At 57.5% G+C, this 19848-nt stretch carries 23 protein-coding genes; 5 read left to right on the top strand and 18 right to left on the bottom strand.

Translation table 11 applies throughout. The features are described from left to right. The first annotated feature begins 19 nt into the window (after positions 1–19). Together KIN_RS05150 and KIN_RS05145 are read left to right on the top strand one after the other, a co-directional pair. Positions 20–562 (top strand): DUF6653 family protein, encoded by a 543-nt coding sequence (locus KIN_RS05150; protein WP_207710112.1) that lies wholly within the window; start codon positions 20–22, stop codon positions 560–562. Continuing rightward, positions 552–1520 (top strand): cupin domain-containing protein, encoded by a 969-nt coding sequence (locus KIN_RS05145; protein WP_159804852.1) that lies wholly within the window; start codon positions 552–554, stop codon positions 1518–1520. Before KIN_RS05150 ends, KIN_RS05145 begins: the two co-directional genes overlap by 11 nt. An 85-nt stretch (positions 1521–1605) precedes the next feature. On the opposite strand, the gene KIN_RS05140 is transcribed toward KIN_RS05145, so the two are convergent. The 10 genes from KIN_RS05140 to KIN_RS05095 form a co-directional block, all read right to left on the bottom strand. Then, entirely contained in the window at positions 1606–2286 is a 681-nt protein-coding gene (locus tag KIN_RS05140; protein WP_159804851.1) for a VPLPA-CTERM sorting domain-containing protein, read from the bottom strand. 872 nt (positions 2287–3158) lie between these two features. Then, a complete protein-coding gene (locus KIN_RS05135; RefSeq protein WP_159804850.1) occupies positions 3159–4139 on the bottom strand; it encodes an ABC transporter substrate-binding protein in 981 nt (326 codons plus the stop codon). 24 nt (positions 4140–4163) lie between these two features. Next, positions 4164–5009: an ABC transporter permease gene (locus KIN_RS05130; RefSeq protein ID WP_159804849.1), complete on the bottom strand. Its 846-nt coding sequence runs from the start codon at positions 5007–5009 to the stop codon at positions 4164–4166. Beyond that, positions 5006–5923, bottom strand: a complete 918-nt coding sequence (locus tag KIN_RS05125; RefSeq protein ID WP_159805386.1) for an ABC transporter permease — start codon at positions 5921–5923, stop codon at positions 5006–5008. Before KIN_RS05125 ends, KIN_RS05130 begins: the two co-directional genes overlap by 4 nt. Beyond that, positions 5920–6345 (bottom strand): GNAT family N-acetyltransferase, encoded by a 426-nt coding sequence (locus KIN_RS05120; RefSeq protein WP_159804848.1) that lies wholly within the window; start codon positions 6343–6345, stop codon positions 5920–5922. Before KIN_RS05120 ends, KIN_RS05125 begins: the two co-directional genes overlap by 4 nt. Continuing rightward, on the bottom strand, positions 6338–7126 hold the full coding sequence (locus KIN_RS05115; protein WP_159804847.1) for an ABC transporter ATP-binding protein: 789 nt from the start codon (positions 7124–7126) through the stop codon (positions 6338–6340). The genes KIN_RS05120 and KIN_RS05115 overlap by 8 nt, the downstream gene beginning before the upstream one ends. Further along, positions 7123–7272: a hypothetical protein gene (locus KIN_RS05110; RefSeq protein ID WP_159804846.1), complete on the bottom strand. Its 150-nt coding sequence runs from the start codon at positions 7270–7272 to the stop codon at positions 7123–7125. The genes KIN_RS05115 and KIN_RS05110 overlap by 4 nt, the downstream gene beginning before the upstream one ends. Positions 7273–7279: 7 nt before the next feature. Continuing rightward, complete coding sequence (hydA, locus tag KIN_RS05105) at positions 7280–8743, bottom strand: dihydropyrimidinase (protein WP_159804845.1); 1464 nt, start codon at positions 8741–8743, stop codon at positions 7280–7282. Between the two features lie 12 nt (positions 8744–8755). Next, on the bottom strand, positions 8756–9448 hold the full coding sequence (locus KIN_RS05100; protein ID WP_159804844.1) for a putative periplasmic lipoprotein: 693 nt from the start codon (positions 9446–9448) through the stop codon (positions 8756–8758). Next, positions 9445–10722, bottom strand: a complete 1278-nt coding sequence (locus tag KIN_RS05095; protein ID WP_159804843.1) for a Zn-dependent hydrolase — start codon at positions 10720–10722, stop codon at positions 9445–9447. The genes KIN_RS05100 and KIN_RS05095 overlap by 4 nt, the downstream gene beginning before the upstream one ends. A gap of 161 nt (positions 10723–10883) precedes the next feature. Between KIN_RS05095 and KIN_RS05090 the strand changes: the two genes are divergently transcribed. Next, positions 10884–11495, top strand: coding sequence for a TetR family transcriptional regulator C-terminal domain-containing protein (locus tag KIN_RS05090; protein ID WP_159804842.1), 612 nt, complete (start codon positions 10884–10886; stop codon positions 11493–11495). A 10-nt stretch (positions 11496–11505) separates the two neighbouring features. Here KIN_RS05090 and KIN_RS05085 read toward each other — a convergent pair whose 3' ends face one another. The 8 genes from KIN_RS05085 to KIN_RS05055 all read right to left on the bottom strand — a co-directional run bounded on the left by KIN_RS05085 (position 11506) and on the right by KIN_RS05055 (position 17694). Next, the gene (locus tag KIN_RS05085; RefSeq protein WP_159804841.1) at positions 11506–11880 is read right to left on the bottom strand and encodes a response regulator; all 375 of its coding nucleotides are present in this window, start codon (positions 11878–11880) and stop codon (positions 11506–11508) included. After that, a complete protein-coding gene (locus tag KIN_RS05080; protein WP_159804840.1) occupies positions 11877–12920 on the bottom strand; it encodes a sensor histidine kinase in 1044 nt (347 codons plus the stop codon). Before KIN_RS05080 ends, KIN_RS05085 begins: the two co-directional genes overlap by 4 nt. A 122-nt stretch (positions 12921–13042) precedes the next feature. After that, positions 13043–14347: an NAD-dependent dihydropyrimidine dehydrogenase subunit PreA gene (preA, locus tag KIN_RS05075; protein ID WP_159804839.1), complete on the bottom strand. Its 1305-nt coding sequence runs from the start codon at positions 14345–14347 to the stop codon at positions 13043–13045. Between the two features lie 57 nt (positions 14348–14404). Further along, complete coding sequence (locus tag KIN_RS05070) at positions 14405–15100, bottom strand: DNA-formamidopyrimidine glycosylase family protein (protein ID WP_207710111.1); 696 nt, start codon at positions 15098–15100, stop codon at positions 14405–14407. After that, on the bottom strand, positions 15088–15192 hold the full coding sequence (locus KIN_RS22670) for a DNA-formamidopyrimidine glycosylase family protein (RefSeq protein ID WP_373281638.1): 105 nt from the start codon (positions 15190–15192) through the stop codon (positions 15088–15090). The genes KIN_RS05070 and KIN_RS22670 overlap by 13 nt, the downstream gene beginning before the upstream one ends. A 1-nt stretch (position 15193) precedes the next feature. Further along, entirely contained in the window at positions 15194–16531 is a 1338-nt protein-coding gene (locus tag KIN_RS05065; RefSeq protein ID WP_159804838.1) for an NAD(P)-dependent oxidoreductase, read from the bottom strand. Between the two features lie 75 nt (positions 16532–16606). After that, positions 16607–17407, bottom strand: coding sequence for an N-acyl homoserine lactonase family protein (locus KIN_RS05060; protein WP_159804837.1), 801 nt, complete (start codon positions 17405–17407; stop codon positions 16607–16609). Further along, positions 17404–17694 (bottom strand): putative quinol monooxygenase, encoded by a 291-nt coding sequence (locus tag KIN_RS05055; RefSeq protein WP_159804836.1) that lies wholly within the window; start codon positions 17692–17694, stop codon positions 17404–17406. Before KIN_RS05055 ends, KIN_RS05060 begins: the two co-directional genes overlap by 4 nt. Before the next feature lie 75 nt (positions 17695–17769). Between KIN_RS05055 and KIN_RS05050 the strand changes: the two genes are divergently transcribed. Both KIN_RS05050 and KIN_RS05045 read left to right on the top strand, forming a co-directional pair. Further along, entirely contained in the window at positions 17770–18837 is a 1068-nt protein-coding gene (locus tag KIN_RS05050; protein ID WP_159804835.1) for an isocitrate/isopropylmalate dehydrogenase family protein, read from the top strand. Further along, positions 18834–19847: a Gfo/Idh/MocA family protein gene (locus tag KIN_RS05045; protein ID WP_243144818.1), complete on the top strand. Its 1014-nt coding sequence runs from the start codon at positions 18834–18836 to the stop codon at positions 19845–19847. The genes KIN_RS05050 and KIN_RS05045 overlap by 4 nt, the downstream gene beginning before the upstream one ends. Position 19848: the final 1 nt, after the last annotated feature.

The raw sequence follows: 19848 nt of genomic DNA, 5'->3' as shown, positions 1-19848 counted from the left end.
CCGTAGCAGAGCGCACGGCATGAATATCTTCAACGCGGCGGAGCGTCTGATGGCGATGGATGATGTAACGTGGCGGCGGCACGCCAATCCGTGGAGTGTCTGGACACGCTTCACCTGCCTTCCCTTGATTGTTCTGGCCCTGTGGTCACGCGCCGTATTCGGGTGGTGGTCGCTTGTCCTGCTCGCACTCAGCCTGATCTGGACTTGGGCCAATCCACGTGCCTTCCCACCGCCGTCTGATTATGGATCTTGGGGTTCCCGCGCAGTGTTGGGCGAGCGCATTTTTCTGGCAAAGGACCGCTACACAATTGCACCTCATCATCTGAAGGCCGCAAACTGGCTGACCATCGCGTCCGCTGTCGGAATGCTGCCTTTGCTCTACGGCATCATCTACCTCGACGCTCTGGCCACGCTCTTCGGCCTTTTTGCCACGGTCGGTCCCAAGGTCTGGTTTTGCGACCGTATGGTGTGGATCCATGCGGACCTGACAGCAACCGAGCCCGGCACGCCTCTTTCCGACCCGACACTTCCGCCTGCCAAAGGAACCACCCATGACACCTGACGACATGAACGCCAACATCGTACGATATGGTGACCTGATCCCCTGTAAAACTGCGTTCATCGACGCACATACGCCCGGCAGCGATCAGAAGGAAAACTTCACGATCATCGGTGGCGGGGTGAGCGAAAGTGCTGACCAGCATGTCCACATCTCAGAGAAGATCGGCTTCAATATAGGTGCAGCCGGGCAGCCGCCCAAATGCCGCAATTCGCTGCATTCCCATCGCACGGCAGAGGTCTTTTTCGTTCTCAAAGGGCGCTGGCGGTTCTTCTGGGGCCGCTGGGGTAACGCAGGCGAAGTCGTGCTGGAGGAGGGAGATATCTTCAATATCCCGACAGGCATTTTCCGCGGTTTCGAAAATATCGGTCAGGACTACGGAATGATCATGGCAATCCTCGGAGGCGACGACGCAGGCGGCGGGGTTATCTGGGCGCCACAGGTGATCGAGGACGCGGCGGACCACGGGCTGGTTCTGGGGGACAACGGCAAGCTCTATGACACCAAAGCGGGCGACCATCTGCCGGATGGCATAGCGCCGATGCCATTGCTGGATGACGCCGCCTTGGCAACCTACCCTGAACCCTCCACAGCAGAGGTCGTCCCGGGCTACGTTGCGCGCTATTGGGATCTGGTGGCGTTGAGTGACACCGCACCTGCGAAAGTGATTGGCGCTGATGCGAAGTTGCGGGACAGGCCCGGTTTTGAGGTTGATCTTATCACGCGGGGGTCTGCCCCCACCGACATGCACCCCCATTCGCACCCCACGGTTCTGATGCCGATGCGGGGTCATTGGAAGCTGGACTACGAGGGCGGGTCATCCGCTACGCTGAACCCCGGTGACACGTGCCTGATCCCCACAGGAGTGTCACACGCCTTGGCACCTTCGATGACGGGTGAAGCATCACTCTATCGTATTGTTCCGACTGAGGATCCGGCTGGCCCAACCGTCAGGTTCTAGGGCGCCCCGGAGGCAATTTTAACTTCCAGAACGAAAACAGGCGGCCCCGAAGGACCGCCTGCCAATGAAAATATAGAGAGTAGATTTAGTCCTTGCGGTGCCGAACAAGAGCCAGGCCGCCAAGACCTGCAATCAAAAGCAGGCCGGATGCTGGTACTGGCACGGCGGATACACCACCGTCACCACCAGTGCCGCTGTCTTCAATCGCAGTAAGCGTCGCCGTCAGGCTGAAGAACTCGGTCCCGCCGCCGGCAGTTCCGCTTGCGAAAAATGCACCGCCCGCGCCGGGTGCAGACAACGCTGCGATCAGCTCACCGACTGTTGTTGGAGCAGATCCTACTTCGCTGCCGAATGTGAGGCCAAGACCTGACGTGAATGTCAGCGCCTCATCACCCTGCCCGATGTCCAGCGTGCCACCTTGGTTCGAAAACGCGAAGCCCTCGGTAAGGTAAGCAGTTTCATCAAGAACAGGGGTTGGCACCTCTGCGTTGGAATAGCTGACGCCTGGAATATCAACGCTCAGGTTGAATACGCTGGACGCTTCATTGTTGCCAGGAAGTGGATCGGCATCATCGCCAAGCACTTCAAGGACTACAGTGCCTTCAGTGCCAAAACCTGGAATTGTGAAGAACTCACTGATTTGGCCTGGCGACATTACCGTTGCATCGAACTTGTACGTCACAGCGGACGCACCTGCACCTACGACGGCTACGCCGACAGCGATGGATGTGTATTTCGCGAAATTCGCAAAAAACGATTTGAACATTGTTACCCCCAAGGGATGAGATTTCCGTTTGAGAGAGAATTATCATTAACGGCGGGAATGAGACAGGAGTTTATTTTTCGTTAAGCGTGGAACCTAAACTGAATGGCAAAAATGTGCCGCCTACATTCATCAATCGATGCAAAATTAGTCGCGTGCATAAAAATTAGTCACCGCTTGAATTCACGCCCGTTGGACGGTTATCCAAACACTGTAAACCGAGGTTTGCCAGCGCGTCGTTGACACCAGCCGCGACAACCACCCCGGCCTATCCGCGCCATGCGCGGTCACCGAAAGACCAACAAATATTGGCATTCAAGCAATTTTTCGAGCTACAGATAAGGTCTGAAACGCAGTCACCCTGAAGATTGGTGGTACAGAAAAAGCAGTGTCCACCAAGACCCTCGCATCTCTTAAGCCCACTGAAAAACATAGTTAATTTTGAGCTTTGGTCACGCAAGACAGTCAACAAATTTCGGTCGAAAAGGCAATTGTTCGCGTATTGGCAACTTAGCAATATTTTTCTTAGTTTTCGATTTTTTTTGACGAGTTGCCCAATTTCGAAGTCACCGGAAAGTTTTTTTCGCAACGAGGCCCGAATCAAGTCGCAATTTCGCCGCCATACCGGTTCGGATCTCCGCTCCAATTGGTAAACCTTATCGGTCAGATGCGCTAAGGCCGCACGCGGTGCGCCCTGTTTGTGCAGATGATACAATTTTCAACTGAAACTCTGTGCGCGATAAGGCTCTGAAGGCTGGCGCACCACCGGGGTCTCAAAAGCCCTGTTAGACGTACAAGTTTGACGCGTTTCGCAGCTCAAAACCTCGAGGCCTTCACATGCGCCTGCTCACGAAAAGCAGGCGCATGCAGCACTTTTAGTTCAGCGCGGCGTCCGTGATTTCGGACGTCCATGCACCCTCAGGCTCTTTCGTGATGACAGGGTCTGATCCGCCCGCCAAAAGCGTCTCAACCGTTCGCTTGAAATCGGCCTCGTCCAGCGCACCGTTCGACCCGGCGGTAAGCTTGGCGATCTCGCCCATCATCCGCTTTTGATGCTGTTCTGTCTGCGCACCGCTCTCGTCATTCTCAAGGACAATTTCCGCAGCTTCGTCCGGGTTCTCTTCGGCATATTTCCAACCCTTCATCGATGCACGCACAAAGCGGACCATCTTGTCCTTGAACTCAGGGTCCTCCAGATTTTCCTCCAGCACATACATACCATCCTCCAGGGTCGCGACGCCCTGATCCTCGTATTTAAATGTGACCAGTTCGTCCTCGCTGACACCCGCATCAATGACCTGCCAGTACTCGTTATAGGTCATGGTCGAAATACAATCGGCTTGTCGTTGCAGCAGCGGATCAACGTTGAAACCTTGCTTGAGGACCGTGATCCCGTCCTCGCCCCCATCGGTCGAAATTCCTTCCTGCGCCATCCAGCTGAGGAACGGATACTCATTTCCGAAGAACCAGACGCCGATTGTGCGCCCCTTGAAGTCTTCGGGTGAGGTAATGCCAGTGTCTTTCCAGCAGGTCAGCATTAGGCCTGACGTCTTGAATGGCTGCGCGATATTGACGACCGGCAGACCTTTTTCCCGCGCGGCCAAAGCCGACGGCATCCAGTTAAGCATCACATCAGCGCCGCCCCCAGCAAGCACTTGCGGTGGCGCAATATCAGGCCCGCCAGCCTGAATGGTGACGTCAAGGTTCTCTTCTTCATAGAACCCCTTGTCCAAGGCCACATAATATCCTGCAAACTGAGCCTGCGTGACCCATTGCAGTTGCAGCGTCACTTCATCCGCTGCATGGGCCGCGCCTGCGAGCGTCAGTGCAGCGACCGTCGTTAGAATTTTATTCATGTTTCCCTCCAAGTTGGTTTCTTTCTAGGCCCTCTGGGATGGATGCCAGAAGGTTACAGCTTTTTCGATCAGCGCCACAGCCCCGTAGAAGAGTGATCCTGCCAAGGCAGCCACAGTGATCTCGGCCCACACCATATCAAGTGCGAGTTGGCCCACCGATGTGGAAATGCGAAATCCCATACCCACGATAGGGGAGCCGAAGAATTCCGCAACAATGGCACCAATCAGGGCCAGAGTTGTGGAAATTTTGAGCCCGTTGAAGATGAAAGGCATCGCAGCTGGCAACCTCAGCTTAAGCAGCGATTGCCAGGGGCTGGCCCCATATGTGTGCATCAAATCGCGCTGCATGGCGGATGTTTCGCGCAGGCCCGTTACCGTGTTGATCAGCATCGGGAAGAAAACCATCACCACAACGACCGCCGCTTTTGACTGCCAGTCGAACCCGAACCACATCACAAGAATAGGCGCGGTGCCGACAATGGGCAGGGCCGCCACAAAGTTCCCCACCGGCAAAAGTCCCTGTCGCAGGAAATCGAACCGGTCCACCAGAAGCGCGGTCAGAAACGCGGCGCCACAACCGATGAAATAACCGCTAAGCGCCCCTTTGATGAAGGTTTGGACGAAGTCGCGCCACAGGATGTCTGTCTGTTCTGCGAATGTGGCGGCGATCTGAGTCGGTGCAGGTAAAATCACTAACGGGACATTGAGACCACGCACGATCAATTCCCACATGATCAACAGCGTCAGACCGAACAGAACGGGCACGGCCAAGCGGATGGTGCGGGTTTCCGCGTGTGGCCCATTGGCCAGCCGAACATTCAGCGCCCATGCCGCGGCCCATAAAAGAAAAGCGAGCGTCACGTAAATCATGAGGCAAGTCCCAGGCGACGTAAGGATATCCGCTCGATCAGTGAGATCAGGAATACAAGCCCCGCTGCCAAAAGTGCGGCCATCACGAGCGCAGACCAGATCTGGATCATCTGGCCATAGTAGCTGCCCGTCAGCATGCGACCGCCAAGCCCCCTGCCCCCGCCTGCCGGAAGCTCGGCCACGATCGTGCCCACAAGGGCTGCGGCGACCGCGATTTTCAGGGACGCAAAGAGAAATGGAAGCGACGCGGGCAACCGAAGTCGCCAGAACGTCTGATTGCGATTTGCGTTATAGGTCCGCAGCAGGTCCATCTGCATCGCGTCAGGCGTTCGAAGCCCCTTCACCATGCCCACGACGACGGGAAAGAAACTGAGATAGGCGCTGATGATGGCCTTTGGGATCAGCCCCTGCACCCCGATAGAGTTCAGTACGACGATAACCATGGGCGCGATTGCAAGGATGGGAATGGTTTGCGAGGCGATGGCCCATGGCATCACGCTCATATCCATGGCGCGGCTGTGGACGATCCCAACCGCCAGAAGGATGCCAGCCGCGGTGCCAATGGCAAACCCCAGCAATGTTGCGCTGAGGGTGACCCACCCGTGAAATACCAGCGAACGTTTAGAGGTGATCTTCTTGTCGATCGTCGTGTCCCAAAGCTCTGCCGCGATCTGATGAGGTGCCGGCAATCTTGGCCGATCAAGCGCATAGGTCGCTGGGATCACGGCTGTGTTGCGGACTGCAAGTCCTATAGCGGACATATCCCGTCGTGCCTGCGCGCCCTCTGGGCTCACCGTTGCACCCGCGCGTTCGGCTTGCGTGATGGCATCTTTGATGTTCATCGGGATGACCGCGACATACCAGATCGCAAAGATCGCCGCGACCACGACCAAAACTGGACCCGCAGTTCTCACGTGCGCCACTCGAATGTGACCTCAGGGATGCCGTCGCTGCCTTGCCACGGCGCGCCAATCGGCTGAAACGCTTCCCGCGCGTAGAACCGGTGCGCGGCTTCGTTGGCGGCGTGGCTGTTGAGCTTTAGGTAGCTGCGCCCGGTTTTGGCGCGGTCCAAGAGCGCCTTGCCAAGCCCCTGCCCGGATCGACCCACATAGAGCCCCCAAATATGATTTTCCGCCGGATCGAGCGACAGGTAGCCTGCGACCGGATCGCCAACCACATATGCTTCGCGCTTCGGCAAGCCCTGACGCAGGCCCGTCTCGATCGCGTCTGGCGACATCGTTCTGGGCATCCAGTCCGTGCCGTCGATCCACGCGTTCAGGATCGCGGCGCAGGCGGGCGCATCGTCGGCTGTTGCGCGGCGGATCGGCTCAGTCATCGGCATGACCTGCCCGCAGACCGTCACGAACCCGGTGCGCAATCTCGATAAACTCTGGGCTGTCACGGATATCAAGCGGGCGCTCTTTCGGAAGCGGGCTGTCGATCACATCCGTGATCCGACCCGGACGCGGGCTCATCACGACAATCTTGGTGCTCAGATAAACAGCCTCCGGGATCGAGTGTGTCACAAAGCCAATGGTTTTCTCAGTCCGCGCCCAAAGCGCCAGAAGCTGTTCATTTAGATGGTCCCTTACAATCTCATCCAATGCCCCGAACGGTTCGTCCATAAGCAGGATATCGGCATCAAAGGCCAGCGCCCGCGCGATGGAAGCGCGCTGCTGCATCCCACCGGACAACTGCCACGGATACTTTCTCTCAAACCCGGACAGTTCCACCAGATCAAGAACCCGCGAAACGCGGTCCTTCTGGTCCGCCTTCGAATACCCCATGATCTCCAGCGGCAGGCTGATATTGCGCCCTATGGTGCGCCACGGGTACAGCCCCGCGGCCTGAAAGACATATCCGTAGGCACGGGCCTGCCGCGCCTCGTCCGGGGTCATGCCATTGACACTAATCGTGCCGCCTGTCGGTTGCTCCAGTCCGGCGACGCAGCGCAGAAACGTGGTTTTGCCGCAGCCGGACGGGCCAATGAAACTGACAAATTCGCCCTTGGCAATCTCGAGATTCACATCTTTCAATGCATGGACCGGGCCGTCCGCTGTTTGAAAGGTCAGATCGAGCGCGTGCGCACGGATAACCGGGGAATTCGCCTCACTCACTCTTTGTCGTGCCCCATGTTCTTCGACCAGATACCGCCCAGTGCGAAAGCTGCGAAGACCAGCATAGCGTCAGCGGCGGGTACGTTGTTGAGCCACACCGCGACGGCAAGTAGAACCACACCAAAGATCAACAGCGCCTTAATCATATGGCCCTCAAACGCCTGCCGGGATGTTCATCGGGTCACGCTCAATCTTGCGGGGGGTGTTCAGCGCCTTCCATTTGCTCAGCGCTTGCGACGCGCTTGCAAAGGCCGGACGCCGGACGAATTTGCCCCGCCCCGGTTGCGGTTGACTGTTCTGACCATGGGCCCAGATCACATCCCCGCGCGACAGGGTGTACCGTGCCTGAGCCGTGACCGTCATGCCTTCGAACACATTGTAATCGATGATGGACTTCTGCGTACTTACGGCGACTTCCTTGGAGATGGACGGATCCCATACCACGATATCCGCGTCGGCACCGGGCACCAACGCGCCTTTCCGCGGGTAGATGTTCAGGATCTTAGCAATGTTGGTCGAGGTAACAGCCACGAATTCCTCGGGCGTCAGGCGACCGGTTTCGACGCCCGTCGTCCACAGCATCGCAAGGCGCTCTTCAAGTCCGCCTGTGCCGTTGGGAATGGTCGTGAAGTTATCGAGCCCCATCCGCTTTTGCTCATCGGTGAAGGCCGCGTGATCGGTCGCGACAACCTGAAGCGAGCCAGAAGACAACCCGGCCCAAAGAGAGGCTTGATGATCTTTGGATCGGAAGGGTGGCGACATGACCCGGCGCGCCGCATACTGCCAGTCCTTGTTGAAATACTCCCCCTCGTCCAGCGTGAGGTGCTGGATCAGCGGCTCCCCATAGACCCGCATCCCCTTTTGCCTTGCGCGCCGGATTGCCTCGTGGGCCTGCTCGCAGGACACATGAACGATATAAAGCGGCGTACCGGCTGCATCGGCGATCATGATTGCGCGATTGGCGGCCTCGCCTTCAACTTCCGGTGGACGGGAATAGGCATGGCCTTCGGGCCCGGTGATGCCCTCTGAAAGATACTTGTTCTGCAGTTCCTGTACGATGTCGCCGTTTTCGGCATGCACCAGTGGCAGCGCGCCCAGTTCAGCACAGCGCTTGAACGAGGCGAACATCTCGTCATCCTCGACCATTAGCGCGCCTTTGTAGGCCATAAAATGCTTGAAGGTGTTGATGCCGCGTTCTTTGACGACGGCTTCCATCTCGCTGAAGATCTTTTCGTCCCAGCCGGTAATCGCCATGTGATAAGAGATATCGCAGCAGATCTGATCTTTTGACTTGCGGTCCCAGTCATCAATGGCACTGAGCAAGGAGCCGTCCTCGCCCGGAAGGCAGAAGTCCACCAGCATCGTCGTGCCACCCGCAGCCGCAGCAAATGTACCGGACTCGAACGTCTCGGCGGCAGTGGTGCCCATGAACGGCATTTCCAGATGCGTATGAGGATCGATGCCGCCGGGAATGACATAGGCGCCCTCGGCATCGATCACCTCGTCGCCTTTGAGGTTTTCACCAATCTGGGCGATCTGTTCGCCTTCGATCAGGACATCTGCCGGATATTGGCGATCTGCGGTGACAATTGTCCCGCCTTTGATAACTTTGCTCATGTTATGCCTCCCTCATGTCTTGCGGCGGAAGATGATGGTATCGGTTTTGCCGTCGACGCGCCTGCGGATCACCAGATCCAGAACGACGCCGTTTCGGTCAATGGAATAGGTCCAGATCTCACGCATTCGCTTGGCAAACGCCGGCGCGTCCCGGCTGGTCACCCGCGTCACAGAGCGCCAGACGCCATCCGCCTCTGTCGTTTCCGTTGAAAAGCGCACCTGGCGGCCGTTGGGGATGATCGTGACATGGTCGCACACACCGATCACGGCAAAGCAGTCATGGGGCACAAACCGGCTTGGTCCCGCCAAAAGGTTGGAAGACCGCGTGCGGAAACGGTTATCCGTTCTGACGGTAATCGGTAGGAAGATGTTGCTGCCCTGTGCCCTGACGCCTTCGGTTTTGAAAAGTGTCGAAAGCTGCTGTGTCACTTCTTCCAGATCGCCCACCTCTGGAATACTGAGGATCACCGAGCCTTTGTACTCGTAATCCTTTGCCGATTTCCGACGGGACTTCAAAACGAGCTCAGACGACAAGACGTCGTCGGACTTCTCCATCGCGAACCGGTAGGTCTTGCCAGACGGCGGGCGCAGCGCATCCAAATCGGCCGTTTGCGTCAGACCGGGCCGGATCGAGATCGGCTTTTGCGGCTCTGCACAAGCAGATATGAAAAGCACTGGAAGCAGAAGCGCGAAGATGCGCCTCACGAAACAATCTCCGCAGTCTCAACAACTGCGTGAAAGAGAACGTTCGCCCCGGCGGCCGCCCATTCAGGAGAAATTTCTTCCGCTTCGTTATGGCTGAGGCCATCAACGCAGGGACACATGACCATAGCAGAGGGCGCGACCCGGTTGATCCAGCATGCGTCATGACCAGCACCTGAGATCAGATCCCTGTGACTGTATCCCAGCCGTTCCGCCGCCGCACGCACAGCTGCTATACACCCTTCGTCAAACGCCACCGGATCGAAACCGCCGACTTTCTCAAACTCTATGCTCAGCCCCATATCGTCGCAAATCTTGCGCGCGCCGTCTTTGAGACGTTCTTCCATGTCCTCAATCACCGACAACTCCGGCGACCGGAAATCAACCGTAAAGACGACCTTGCCGGGGATCACGTTTCGCGAATTGGGGTACACATCAATATGACCAGCGGCACCGACCGCATGGGGCGCATGGGACAAGGCGATCTCGTCCACAAGATCCAGCACACGGGCCATGCCGAGGCCCGCATTTTTACGCATGGGCATGGGGGTCGAGCCGGTATGTGCGTCCTTGCCGGTGATCGTCACCTGCGTCCAGCTGAGCCCTTGTCCGTGGGTCACGACACCAATGTCCTTGCGTTCCGCTTCCAGAATAGGGCCCTGTTCGATGTGAAGCTCGAAAAACGCATGCATCTTGCGGGCGCCGACCTCTTCGTCACCACGCCATCCAATGCGCTTCAGCTCATCGCCGAATGTCTTGCCGTCCGCGTCTTCGCGCGCGTAGGCCCAATCCTGCGTGTGAATGCCCGCAAATACCCCCGATGACAGCATCGCGGGCGCATAGCGTGTGCCTTCCTCGTTGGTGAAGTTGGTCACCACAATCGGATGTTTCGTCTTGATCCCCAAATCGTTAAGCGATCGAATGATCTCCAACCCACCCAGAACGCCGAGCACCCCATCGTACTTCCCGCCAGTGGGCTGGGTGTCCAGATGGCTGCCAACATAGACCGGCAGCGCGTCAGGGTCTGATCCCTCACGACGGGCAAACATGTTGCCCATCTGATCAAGTCCCATTGTGCAACCCGCAGCTTCACACCAAGACTGAAACAAGGCACGCCCCTCGGCATCCTCGTCGGTCAATGTCTGGCGATTGTTGCCACCGGCCACACCGGGACCAATCTTGGCCATGTCCATCAGGCTGTCCCACAAACGCTGCCCGTCAATCTTCAGATTTTCGCCGGGAAAGCCCTTTTGGGCGGCGTCGGTCTTGGATGTCATGGGAACCCCTGTTGTTTTCTTTGGACCAGTTTGGCAGATCAGTTTTAACCGACTGGTCAATTCAACGCTAACAGAGCACTATGTGCAGTCAAGGACAACGGATGGGCAAACCTGTGGCGCCGCGCGCTGCCCAAATTTAAGTCAAACCGAACGGAGACTGCATGCCTGACGGACGCCCACAGACCCGCATCCAGAAAAAGAACACCGATGCGATCCGTGAGGCAGCGCTTGACGTGTTCTCCACCCATGGGTTCCGGGGGGCAACTCTGGATCAGATTGCCAAAGCAGCGGGCCTCTCGAAACCCAATCTTTTATACTATTACCCGTCGAAAGAAGCCATTCACGTCTCGCTCTTGTCGGATCTTATGACGACATGGCTGGCACCACTGAAACAGATCGACCCGAACGGTCAACCGATGGAAGAAATTTTAGCGTATGTGCACCGCAAGCTGGAGATGAGCCGGGACTATCCCCGGGAAAGCCGACTGTTTGCCAATGAAATCCTGCAGGGCGCCCCGCGGATAAGGGCGGCTTTGGAAGGGGATCTGAAGCTTCTTGTCGACCGAACCGTCCAGATTATCGAGAACTGGATGGCAGAGGGCAGGATTGCGCGCGTTCATCCCTATCATCTGGTCTTTTCAATCTGGTCCCTGACACAGCATTACGCCGATTTCGACGTCCAGGTCAGGTCCGTGCTGACGGGCGAACCCCCTATGACTCATGCGGGTGACTTTCTGGATCATCTTTACCGCAAGATGCTCACGCCGGCCTAGGGTTTGCGAGCTACCCCACAGGTTCCGGCAAGATGGCGACAAGCGCATCAAAAAGCTCATCGTCCGTGAAAGGTTTTTCAAGAATCGGAATACTCGGATATTCCGCAAGCGCACGGCGCCCAAAACCAGTGGCAAACAGGAACGGTATATCGAGCTCTGTCAGGCGCTGCGCGACCGGAAAGCTGCTTTTTCCGCTTAGATCCACATCCAACAGCGCGAGATCCAATTGTTCGGAAACCGATGAAATACCCTCCAGCGCGGTCGAGACCGATTGGAACGGCCCGACGACGGTCGCACCACAGTCTTCAAGAATGTCCTGAAACGAGAGCGCCAGTAGGAACTGATCCTCGACCAGTAGAATACGCTTTTCGCTGAGTGCGCTCAAATGTCGATCTCCTTGAGGCTTCTGTTCGAAAACTTCATCGAAACCGCAACGCCGTCGGGATCGAAATCGAAGTTCACAATACCACCGAACTCAATCGCGCAAATCCGCGACATCAGGCGAACGCCTGTGCCCTCTTCCTTTGGTTCTGTCACTTCTGGACCGTCTGCTTCCCGCCAAACGAAGGTGATCAACTCCGAGCTTGCATTGCGCTGCCAAAAGGCATGAACCGTTCCCTCCGGCACCGACATCGCGCCATGTCGGATGGAATTGCTGACCAGTTCACGCAGGATCATGGACATCGCAATCGCCTGCTTGCTGTTCATCCGCATTGGATATCCGGAGATCGCCACCTGATCGTTCGACCCACCACACGATGTTACGACGCCACGGATCAAGTCATTGAGAAACACCCCGCGAAAGACGCCGCCCGCCAACAGATCGTGAGTGGACGACAGCGTTTTCAGACGTCCTTGAAAGTCCGAAAGGGCGTTGGTGGCCGCATCGAGCGGGCGAAAACTCTGGTAAGCGATGCCCTGAACGACCGCGAACATGTTCTTGATCCAGTGGTTCTGGTTTTCGATTCTGCGCTCCAAGCCATCCCGGCGGGTGACGTCTTCGGTGATATCGCGCACGATTCCATCGGCGCGCAGCGCGGCGCGCGGCGAGGTGCCGACGTCAAAGAACGTCTTGAGAACCACTTCAATCCACAGGAATTCACCCTCTTCATCTTCGAGGCGAAACTCGATCTGACACTGCCCTACCCCTTCAGGGTCCGATAAGCTGCGCAGCGCCCTGTCGGTTTCAGGGCGGTCATTGGTATAGACGCAGCGCCGCAGAAAATTCTCAAGGCTCAGCTTTGTCTCTGACCCCAAGTTCAGGATCCGAGCCGCTTGGGTTGACACCTCAATCTCGTATGTATCCGCGGCTATGGTCATCAGCCCGATGTGACCCGCATCCAAAGCTGAAGCCGCGATGCCGGTTGGCTGCAATGGCTCGGTCGTTTCAACACGTCCGCGCTCAAGCTCAAATGTTTCGTCCATAATCTTTCGCGTTCGATGTCAAAGGCGTCGAGAGAAAAGCAAAGGTCAATGAAATATCATTCTTGCTTTCTTAGCTTGAGACCCCGCCTTTGACCAACATATTTATAATCCGAACTTTGCAATCATTCCGCCGCAACTGCTCCCGGGTTGTTTGGGTGGGTCGTCCAGTTCGCATATTCTTCTTCGACAACCTTGCCCGTTCGAGGATCAACGGTGCCCGGTGCCATCTCTTCCATCGTGATGCAATTCTCGACGGGACAAACATCCACACACAGGTTGCAAGCCACGCATTCCGCGTCGATCACTTCGAACACACGGTCTGACGACATCGAGATGGCCTGGTGCGAAGTGTCCTCGCAAGCGGCATAGCAGCGACCGCATTTGATGCAGGCGTCCTGATCGATGCGGGCCTTGGTGACGTAGTTGAGGTTGAGATACTGCCAGTCCGTCACGTTTGGCACTGCCTGACCGACAAAGTCCGAGACGTTGGTATGGCCCTTCTCGTCCATCCAGTCGCTGAGGCCCGAGATCATTTCTTGCACCACTTTGAAGCCATAGGTCATCGCCGCGGTACAAACCTGAACATTGCCGCACCCAAGGCTGATGTATTCTGCGGCGTCGCGCCACGTGGTGATGCCCCCGATGCCAGAAATCGGCATACCACGGGTTTCGACATGTCGAGATATCTCACTGACCATCGACAACGCGATGGGTTTGACCGCCGGACCACAATAGCCGCCATGAGAGCCTTTGCCGTCGATCGAAGGTTCAGGGGACATAGTGTCCAGATCGACCGAGGTGATGGAGTTAATCGTGTTGATTAGCGAGACCGCATCAGCCCCGCCATTCTTCGCGGCCATCGCAGGTTTGCGGATGTCGGTGATGTTTGGCGTCAGCTTTACGATCACCGGCTTGGAATAGTTTTCCTTGCACCACCGGGTTACCATTTCAATGTATTCAGGAACTTGCCCGACGGCAGCCCCCATACCGCGTTCGCTCATGCCATGAGGGCAACCAAAGTTGAGTTCGATCCCGTCGGCACCGGTTTCTTCAACCCGAGGTAGGATTGCCTTCCACGCCTCCTCCTCGCAGGGCACCATCAGCGATACGATCATCGCGCGGTCGGGATAATCCGCTTTGACACGCGCGATCTCTTCGAGGTTCGTCTCAAGCGGGCGGTCGGTGATCAGCTCAATATTGTTGAGCCCAAGCAAGCGCCGGTCAGCACCATAAATAGCGCCGTATCGCGGGCCGTTGACGTTGACCACAGGCGGCCCCTCTGAGCCCAGCGTCTTCCACACGACGCCGCCCCACCCGGCCTCAAACGCCCGGCGGACGTTGTATTCCTTGTCCGTTGGTGGCGCGGAGGCCAGCCAGAACGGATTGGGGCTTTTGATCCCAAGAAAATCGGTTGTCAGGTCAGCCATGACTGCCTCCTGTGATTGGGGAAAAACACGCGGCCTGCACCGCTCTTTGGGCCATCATCACGACGTCCCCTGATGGTTTGGACAATAATAAGTCGTGCGACCAGCGACCTTCATGCTCTCGATCTCACCGTCGCAGCGGGTGCACGCCCGGCCGGTTTCGCGCCGATGAATCAGCCACGCATCAGGCAATTCTTTGTAATGCGCGTCCACATCGCACACCCCGTTCAAAATCCGGGTAAATGCTGTGTGGATATCATTAAGATCGTCGTCGCCGAGGGTGTTTACCTTTGCATCCGGCGCGGTGCCGGTCTGGTATAGCGTCTCATCGGCCCAGAGATTGCCGATCCCAGCCAGCTTTGACTGATCCAGCAGAGCGCCCTTGATCGTGCCACGCCCGCCCCCGACCCGGTCCTTGAATGTATCTCGTTCGATTTCCAGCGCGTCCGGCCCTAGATCATGCGCTTCAATTTCAGCGTCCGGTGTTTCGACGACCTTTGCCCAACCAAACTTGCGCGGATCGCGAAAAGCCAGGCGCCGCGTGCCTTCGAAGGCCACCACAAGCCGGGCGTAATCCGGTTGGCCGTCCTCTTCGTCATATATCCTGACCGACCCGGCCATACCCATGTGCAGCGCGAGCCACGGACCACTGCTCGATCCGGCAAAAAGATATTTCCCGTGGCGGCGAGCTTCGCTGAACTGACGCCCTTCAAGACGGGTTCTGGCCTCTGCATCCGGCACCTCTATGTGAGACACGTCATGCCCACGCGCACCTGTTCGATGGTCCGATTGAGCGCACCGGTCTCGATACGTCTGCGCAAGGCCTCAACCTCGGGAAGTTCAGGCATCTCAGCCCGCACTCAGTTTGCGGTGAATATCCTCTGCCGCGTCGCGCCCCTCCGCCACGGCAGTTACCGTCAAATCATCGCCGCCCTCTGCACAATCACCACCGGCCCATACATCATCAAGTGAAGTACGACCCGCAGCGGTGACGGCAATCTTACTGCCGGACAGGGTCAAACCGTCCGGCATGCCGTCAAGCGTCTGACCGATCGCCTTGAACACCTGATCGGCGGGCAAGCGAAAGGTCTCGCCTGTGCCTGTCAGTCCCTGACCGCTGTCGGCGGTGTATTCGAATTCCACTTCCGTCGCAGTCCCGTTTCCGTGGATCGCAACCGGTTGCGCATTGGTTAGGATCCGAACGCCTTTGGAGGTTGCAAGATCCTGTTCATATCGGCTCGCGCTCATACGATCCTGACCACGTCGATACGCTATTGTGACCGTCTCCGCACCCAACAACTTGGATTGAACGGCCGCATCAACAGCTGTCATCCCACCGCCGATGACAACGACGTTCCGACCAACCGGCAAATTGGTCAGGTCTTCGGCCTGCCGCAGATCGGCGATGAAGGATACGGCGTCCTCGACGCCAGCCTTGTCTTCCCCCTTTGCCCGCAACGCATTCACGCCCCCAAGACCAACGCCCAGAAACACTGCATCATGGGTGCTGCGCAAGGTGGCCAGATCAAGGTCAGACCCCAATCTCTGCCCCAGCTTCATCTCGATCCCGCCTATCTGCAGCAGCCAGTCGACTTCGCGCGCGGCAAATTCATCGGTCGATTTGTAGGCAGCGATGCCAAATTCATTCAGCCCGCCCGCCTTTGGGCGCGCATCGTAAAGCACGACATCATGCCCTTTCATTGCCAAACGATGCGCACAAGCCAATCCCGCCGGACCCGCACCGACAACGGCAACGGTCTTGCCCGTGGAAGCCGCACGCGTAAACGGATGAACGCCCTGCGCCATCAATGTATCTGTCGCGTATCGCTGCAGTCGACCAATCTCGACCGGCTTGCCTTCGGCCATTTCCCGAACGCAGGCTTCCTCGCACAAGGTCTCCGTCGGGCAGACCCGTGCGCACATGCCGCCTAGAATGTTCTGCTCAAGAATGGTCTTGGCCGCCGCTTCGGGCGTTCCGGTCTGGATCTGACGGATGAACAGCGGGATATCGATATCGGTCGGACAGGCCGTGATACACGGCGCATCATAGCAGAAATAGCACCGGTCCGACGCCACGGCGGCCTCGTGCGGTTCGAACGGTGCATGGAGATCGTCGAAATTCTGCGCGATCTCGTCCGCGCCAATCCGCCCGGCGGCAATGCCCGGGGTCAGTTGCGTGTTGGCCATTAAATGCTCCGCTGTGGTCAGGTGCCAAAGCTTTGCACAATTTGTTTTTTTATCAAATGGTAAATTTTAGGCGATCTATGAACTGAAGTTCCATGTCTCTGGCCCCCTATCCAGCCGCACAATGTAGTCGGTTTTGTCCTGCGGGAAGTGTGACATGACCAGCGGATCATGACCCGGGATGATCATCTGGGGCGCGGACGCCAACCCTTGCAGCCGGTCAAAGCCTTCGAGCATGTCCTCCAGATCCACAACGATCGGAAACGGCTTTCGTGAGAACACATTTTCATAGAAATGCGCCGCATCCGATGCGAGACAAAGCCAGCCTGCACTTGTCCGGACGCGCACGGCTTGCAAACCACGAGAGTGCCCCCCCAAACAGTGGACCGTTACGCCATCTGCAATCTGGCCGTCGCCGTCGTGAAACACACAGCGACCTGAATAGACCCGCTTGATTGCCTCGCAGACATGGTCTGCCGTGAATGGCATCCGCAGCGTATCACGGCACATGCAGGGTCCAGTGGCGTAGGCCATCTCAGCCGCCTGTAGATGTATCGTCGCGTTGGGGAACAAGTGCAGACCCCCAGCGTGATCGTAGTGAAGATGGGTGACGATCAGCGTAGTGATGTCACCCGGCGCGATCCCCAGCGGCGCCAAAGCCTCGGCAGGGTCAATGCGGATTGGCCTGTCCCGCACAGTGGCTTCGGTCGTGTCATATCCGGTGTCGACCAGAATGATCTCATCGCCCCTTTGCAGCACCCAGATAAAGTAATCCATCGCGTGAGGGGCGTCATGATTGTCATCAAAGATGAAGCTATCTGCCCGCGTCCGTGCGTTGCGATCTGCGTATTTAACAGCATGAACCTGCCAGTCGCTCATCGCTGAACCTCCGAATAGGTCCGCACATGTTTTTCCGCGATCATGTCTCGCGTCTTGGCGTCGAAATCCCTGAAATGCGCAGTTGCGAGATGCAGTTCGAATGCCTTGGCATTGCTGTAAAGTTCATAAAGGAACACGTGATCCGGGCGCGCGGGATCGGAGCACACATCAAACTGAAGACAGTCTGGTTCGGCCCGTACTGACGTCCGGGCGTTGTGTTCCATCAACGGCAAAAACACGTTCATATTTCCGGACTTAAGTGAAAACTCCACAGTCACCGCATACATGGTTGTCCCTCCTTTGACCGTCATGCATGGTTAATCGAAATGCGCTCTGGCGCAATGCATCATGGGGAAGTCACGATGTCCAAGTCATTCGCAGTCGCTGTCTTTGAAGGGGACGGGATCGGGCCAGAGATCATGAAGCCAACGGTCGACCTGCTTGCTAACCTGCGCAGCGATCTGGCGTTTGAAATTGTTCCCGCGGGGGCCGGCCACTATGCCCAAAGCGGGGAAAGTCTGCCTGTGGCGTCCCTGACCACGGCACGCGCCGCTGACGCCATTTTGCTGTCTGCGATGGGACTGCCAGATGTGCGGTACCCGGACGGCACCGAGATTTCTCCCCAGATCGAGTTGCGGAAAGAGTTGGATCTTTTTGCCGGTGTCAGGCCTGTGCGCATTGCGACAGGTCAACCGACCCCCCTGGCACTGGCGGGCGGTCAATCGGTCGATTTCGTTTTGATCCGTGAAAGCACTGAGGGGTTGTTCTATTCTCAAGGCAAAGGCGACCGCAGAGAGAATGAGGCCCGCGAAACTCTGCGGATCACGCGCGAAACCAGCGAGAAACTCTTCCGCTTCACCTTTGATCTCGCCAATCAGCGCAAGGCCGCAGGTCGCGGTCCCGGGCGCGTGACATGTGTCGACAAAGCCAATGTGTTCGCTGCCTTTGCGTTCTTCCGCGAGATATTCGACGCGGAGGCCGCGCGTCACCCTGATCTGGTCGCGGATCATGCGTATGTGGATGCAACCGCACTTTGGATGGTTGAAAAACCCTGGGTGTTCGACGTGCTGGTCACTGAAAACATGTTCGGCGACATTCTCAGTGATTTGGGTGCCGGTCTGATGGGTGGCCTGGGCCTCGCACCGTCTGCAGATATCGGCGAAGCGCACGCGGTCTTTCAGCCCTGCCATGGCTCGGCGCCGGATATCGCGGGTCAAGGCAAGGCCAACCCGTTTGCAATGATCCTGTCCGCCGCGATGATGCTTGACTGGCTAGGGCTGAAACATGACCTCCCGGATATGCGGGCGGATGGCGACCGGCTGCGTCAGGCGGTAGAGAACGCAATTGAGCAGCGCACATGCGTGACGGCCGACTTAGGCGGAACGGCAGGCACTGCGGAAGCAGCCGCCGCAGTCGCAGCATCCCTGTGACTTTACGCGTTGCCTGCCTCGGCGCGGGCTACTTCGCCAAGTTCCACTACGACGCGTGGGATCGGCTTGAGCGCGCGCAGGGCGTCGGGGCCTGTGATCAAGACATCTCGCGCGCGCAAGAGACAGGATGGACAGCCTTTGAGGATCTAAGCAAAATGCTGTCGGACACCAAGCCCGACATCCTCGACATCGTCGTACCGCCTCAAGGCCACCGGACAGCGATAGAAACCGCTCTGTCCCACCCGCTAAAGGCGATTATCTGTCAAAAACCATTTTGCACCACGCTCACCGAGGCGCGGGAAATGTGCGCGATGGCAGAAGAGGCGGATGTCCCGCTCATCATTCACGAGAACTTCCGTTTCCAGCCGTGGTATCGGCACATCAAAAAGACAATCGAAAGTGGTGCGTTAGGGGACGTTCTTCAAGTCACATTCCGACTGAGACCGGGCGACGGACAAGGGCCGGACGCCTATCTTGAGCGCCAGCCGTATTTCCAGACCATGCCGCGCTTGCTGATCCATGAGACCGGCGTGCATTTCATCGACGTATTCCGCTACCTGCTGGGCGAGCCGGTCGCGGCCTATGCCGATCTTCGGCAGGTAAACCCCGTTCTCAAGGGGGAGGATGCCGGACTCTTCACGCTCGACTTCGCATCTGGCGCGCGCGCACTCTTTGACGGGAACAGACTTCTGGATCACGGGGCTGAAAACTGCCGGATTACATTGGGCGAGGCTTTAGTTGAAGGAACCGACGGCACACTGGAACTGCGGGGCGACGGCTCCGTGCAGATCCGTAAGTTCGGCGAGGCCGCTGGGGTTGTGAGCTTTCCCGCTCAGGACTGGCCCGGGTTCGGCGGGGACTGCGTCCACGCGCTTTGCGACCATGTTTTGGACGGGCTACATGACGGCGCACCCTTCGAGAACTTGGCGCGCACCTATCTGTCAATTCTTGAGCTCGAGGAAACGCTCTACCGATCTGCTTCTGAAGGCAGGAAGATAGCGCTGGACTAGG

Origin of the sequence: Litoreibacter roseus (assembly GCF_009811795.1) — a bacterium.
Lineage (GTDB): Bacteria > Pseudomonadota > Alphaproteobacteria > Rhodobacterales > Rhodobacteraceae > Litoreibacter > Litoreibacter roseus.
Note: the sequence above shows the minus strand (reverse complement) of the source record. Positions and strands in the feature narration are given on the sequence as shown.

Excerpts from the sequence above, each read along its gene's own strand:
- KIN_RS05080 (WP_159804840.1), bottom strand. The coding sequence starts at position 12,920 with ATGGACGAAACATTTGAGCTTGAGCGCGGACGTGTTGAAACGACCGAG.
- KIN_RS05095 (WP_159804843.1), bottom strand. The coding sequence starts at position 10,722 with ATGACATCCAAGACCGACGCCGCCCAAAAGGGCTTTCCCGGCGAAAAT.
- hydA (WP_159804845.1), bottom strand. The coding sequence starts at position 8,743 with ATGAGCAAAGTTATCAAAGGCGGGACAATTGTCACCGCAGATCGCCAA.
- KIN_RS22670 (WP_373281638.1), bottom strand. The coding sequence starts at position 15,192 with ATGCCTGAACTTCCCGAGGTTGAGGCCTTGCGCAGACGTATCGAGACC.
- KIN_RS05065 (WP_159804838.1), bottom strand. The coding sequence starts at position 16,531 with ATGGCCAACACGCAACTGACCCCGGGCATTGCCGCCGGGCGGATTGGC.
- KIN_RS05120 (WP_159804848.1), bottom strand. The coding sequence starts at position 6,345 with ATGACTGAGCCGATCCGCCGCGCAACAGCCGACGATGCGCCCGCCTGC.
- KIN_RS05140 (WP_159804851.1), bottom strand. The coding sequence starts at position 2,286 with ATGTTCAAATCGTTTTTTGCGAATTTCGCGAAATACACATCCATCGCT.
- KIN_RS05055 (WP_159804836.1), bottom strand. The coding sequence starts at position 17,694 with ATGTATGCGGTGACTGTGGAGTTTTCACTTAAGTCCGGAAATATGAAC.
- KIN_RS05130 (WP_159804849.1), bottom strand. The coding sequence starts at position 5,009 with ATGATTTACGTGACGCTCGCTTTTCTTTTATGGGCCGCGGCATGGGCG.
- KIN_RS05110 (WP_159804846.1), bottom strand. The coding sequence starts at position 7,272 with ATGATTAAGGCGCTGTTGATCTTTGGTGTGGTTCTACTTGCCGTCGCG.
- KIN_RS05150 (WP_207710112.1), top strand. The coding sequence starts at position 20 with ATGAATATCTTCAACGCGGCGGAGCGTCTGATGGCGATGGATGATGTA.
- KIN_RS05050 (WP_159804835.1), top strand. The coding sequence starts at position 17,770 with ATGTCCAAGTCATTCGCAGTCGCTGTCTTTGAAGGGGACGGGATCGGG.
- KIN_RS05135 (WP_159804850.1), bottom strand. The coding sequence starts at position 4,139 with ATGAATAAAATTCTAACGACGGTCGCTGCACTGACGCTCGCAGGCGCG.
- KIN_RS05090 (WP_159804842.1), top strand. The coding sequence starts at position 10,884 with ATGCCTGACGGACGCCCACAGACCCGCATCCAGAAAAAGAACACCGAT.
- KIN_RS05060 (WP_159804837.1), bottom strand. The coding sequence starts at position 17,407 with ATGAGCGACTGGCAGGTTCATGCTGTTAAATACGCAGATCGCAACGCA.
- preA (WP_159804839.1), bottom strand. The coding sequence starts at position 14,347 with ATGGCTGACCTGACAACCGATTTTCTTGGGATCAAAAGCCCCAATCCG.
- KIN_RS05145 (WP_159804852.1), top strand. The coding sequence starts at position 552 with ATGACACCTGACGACATGAACGCCAACATCGTACGATATGGTGACCTG.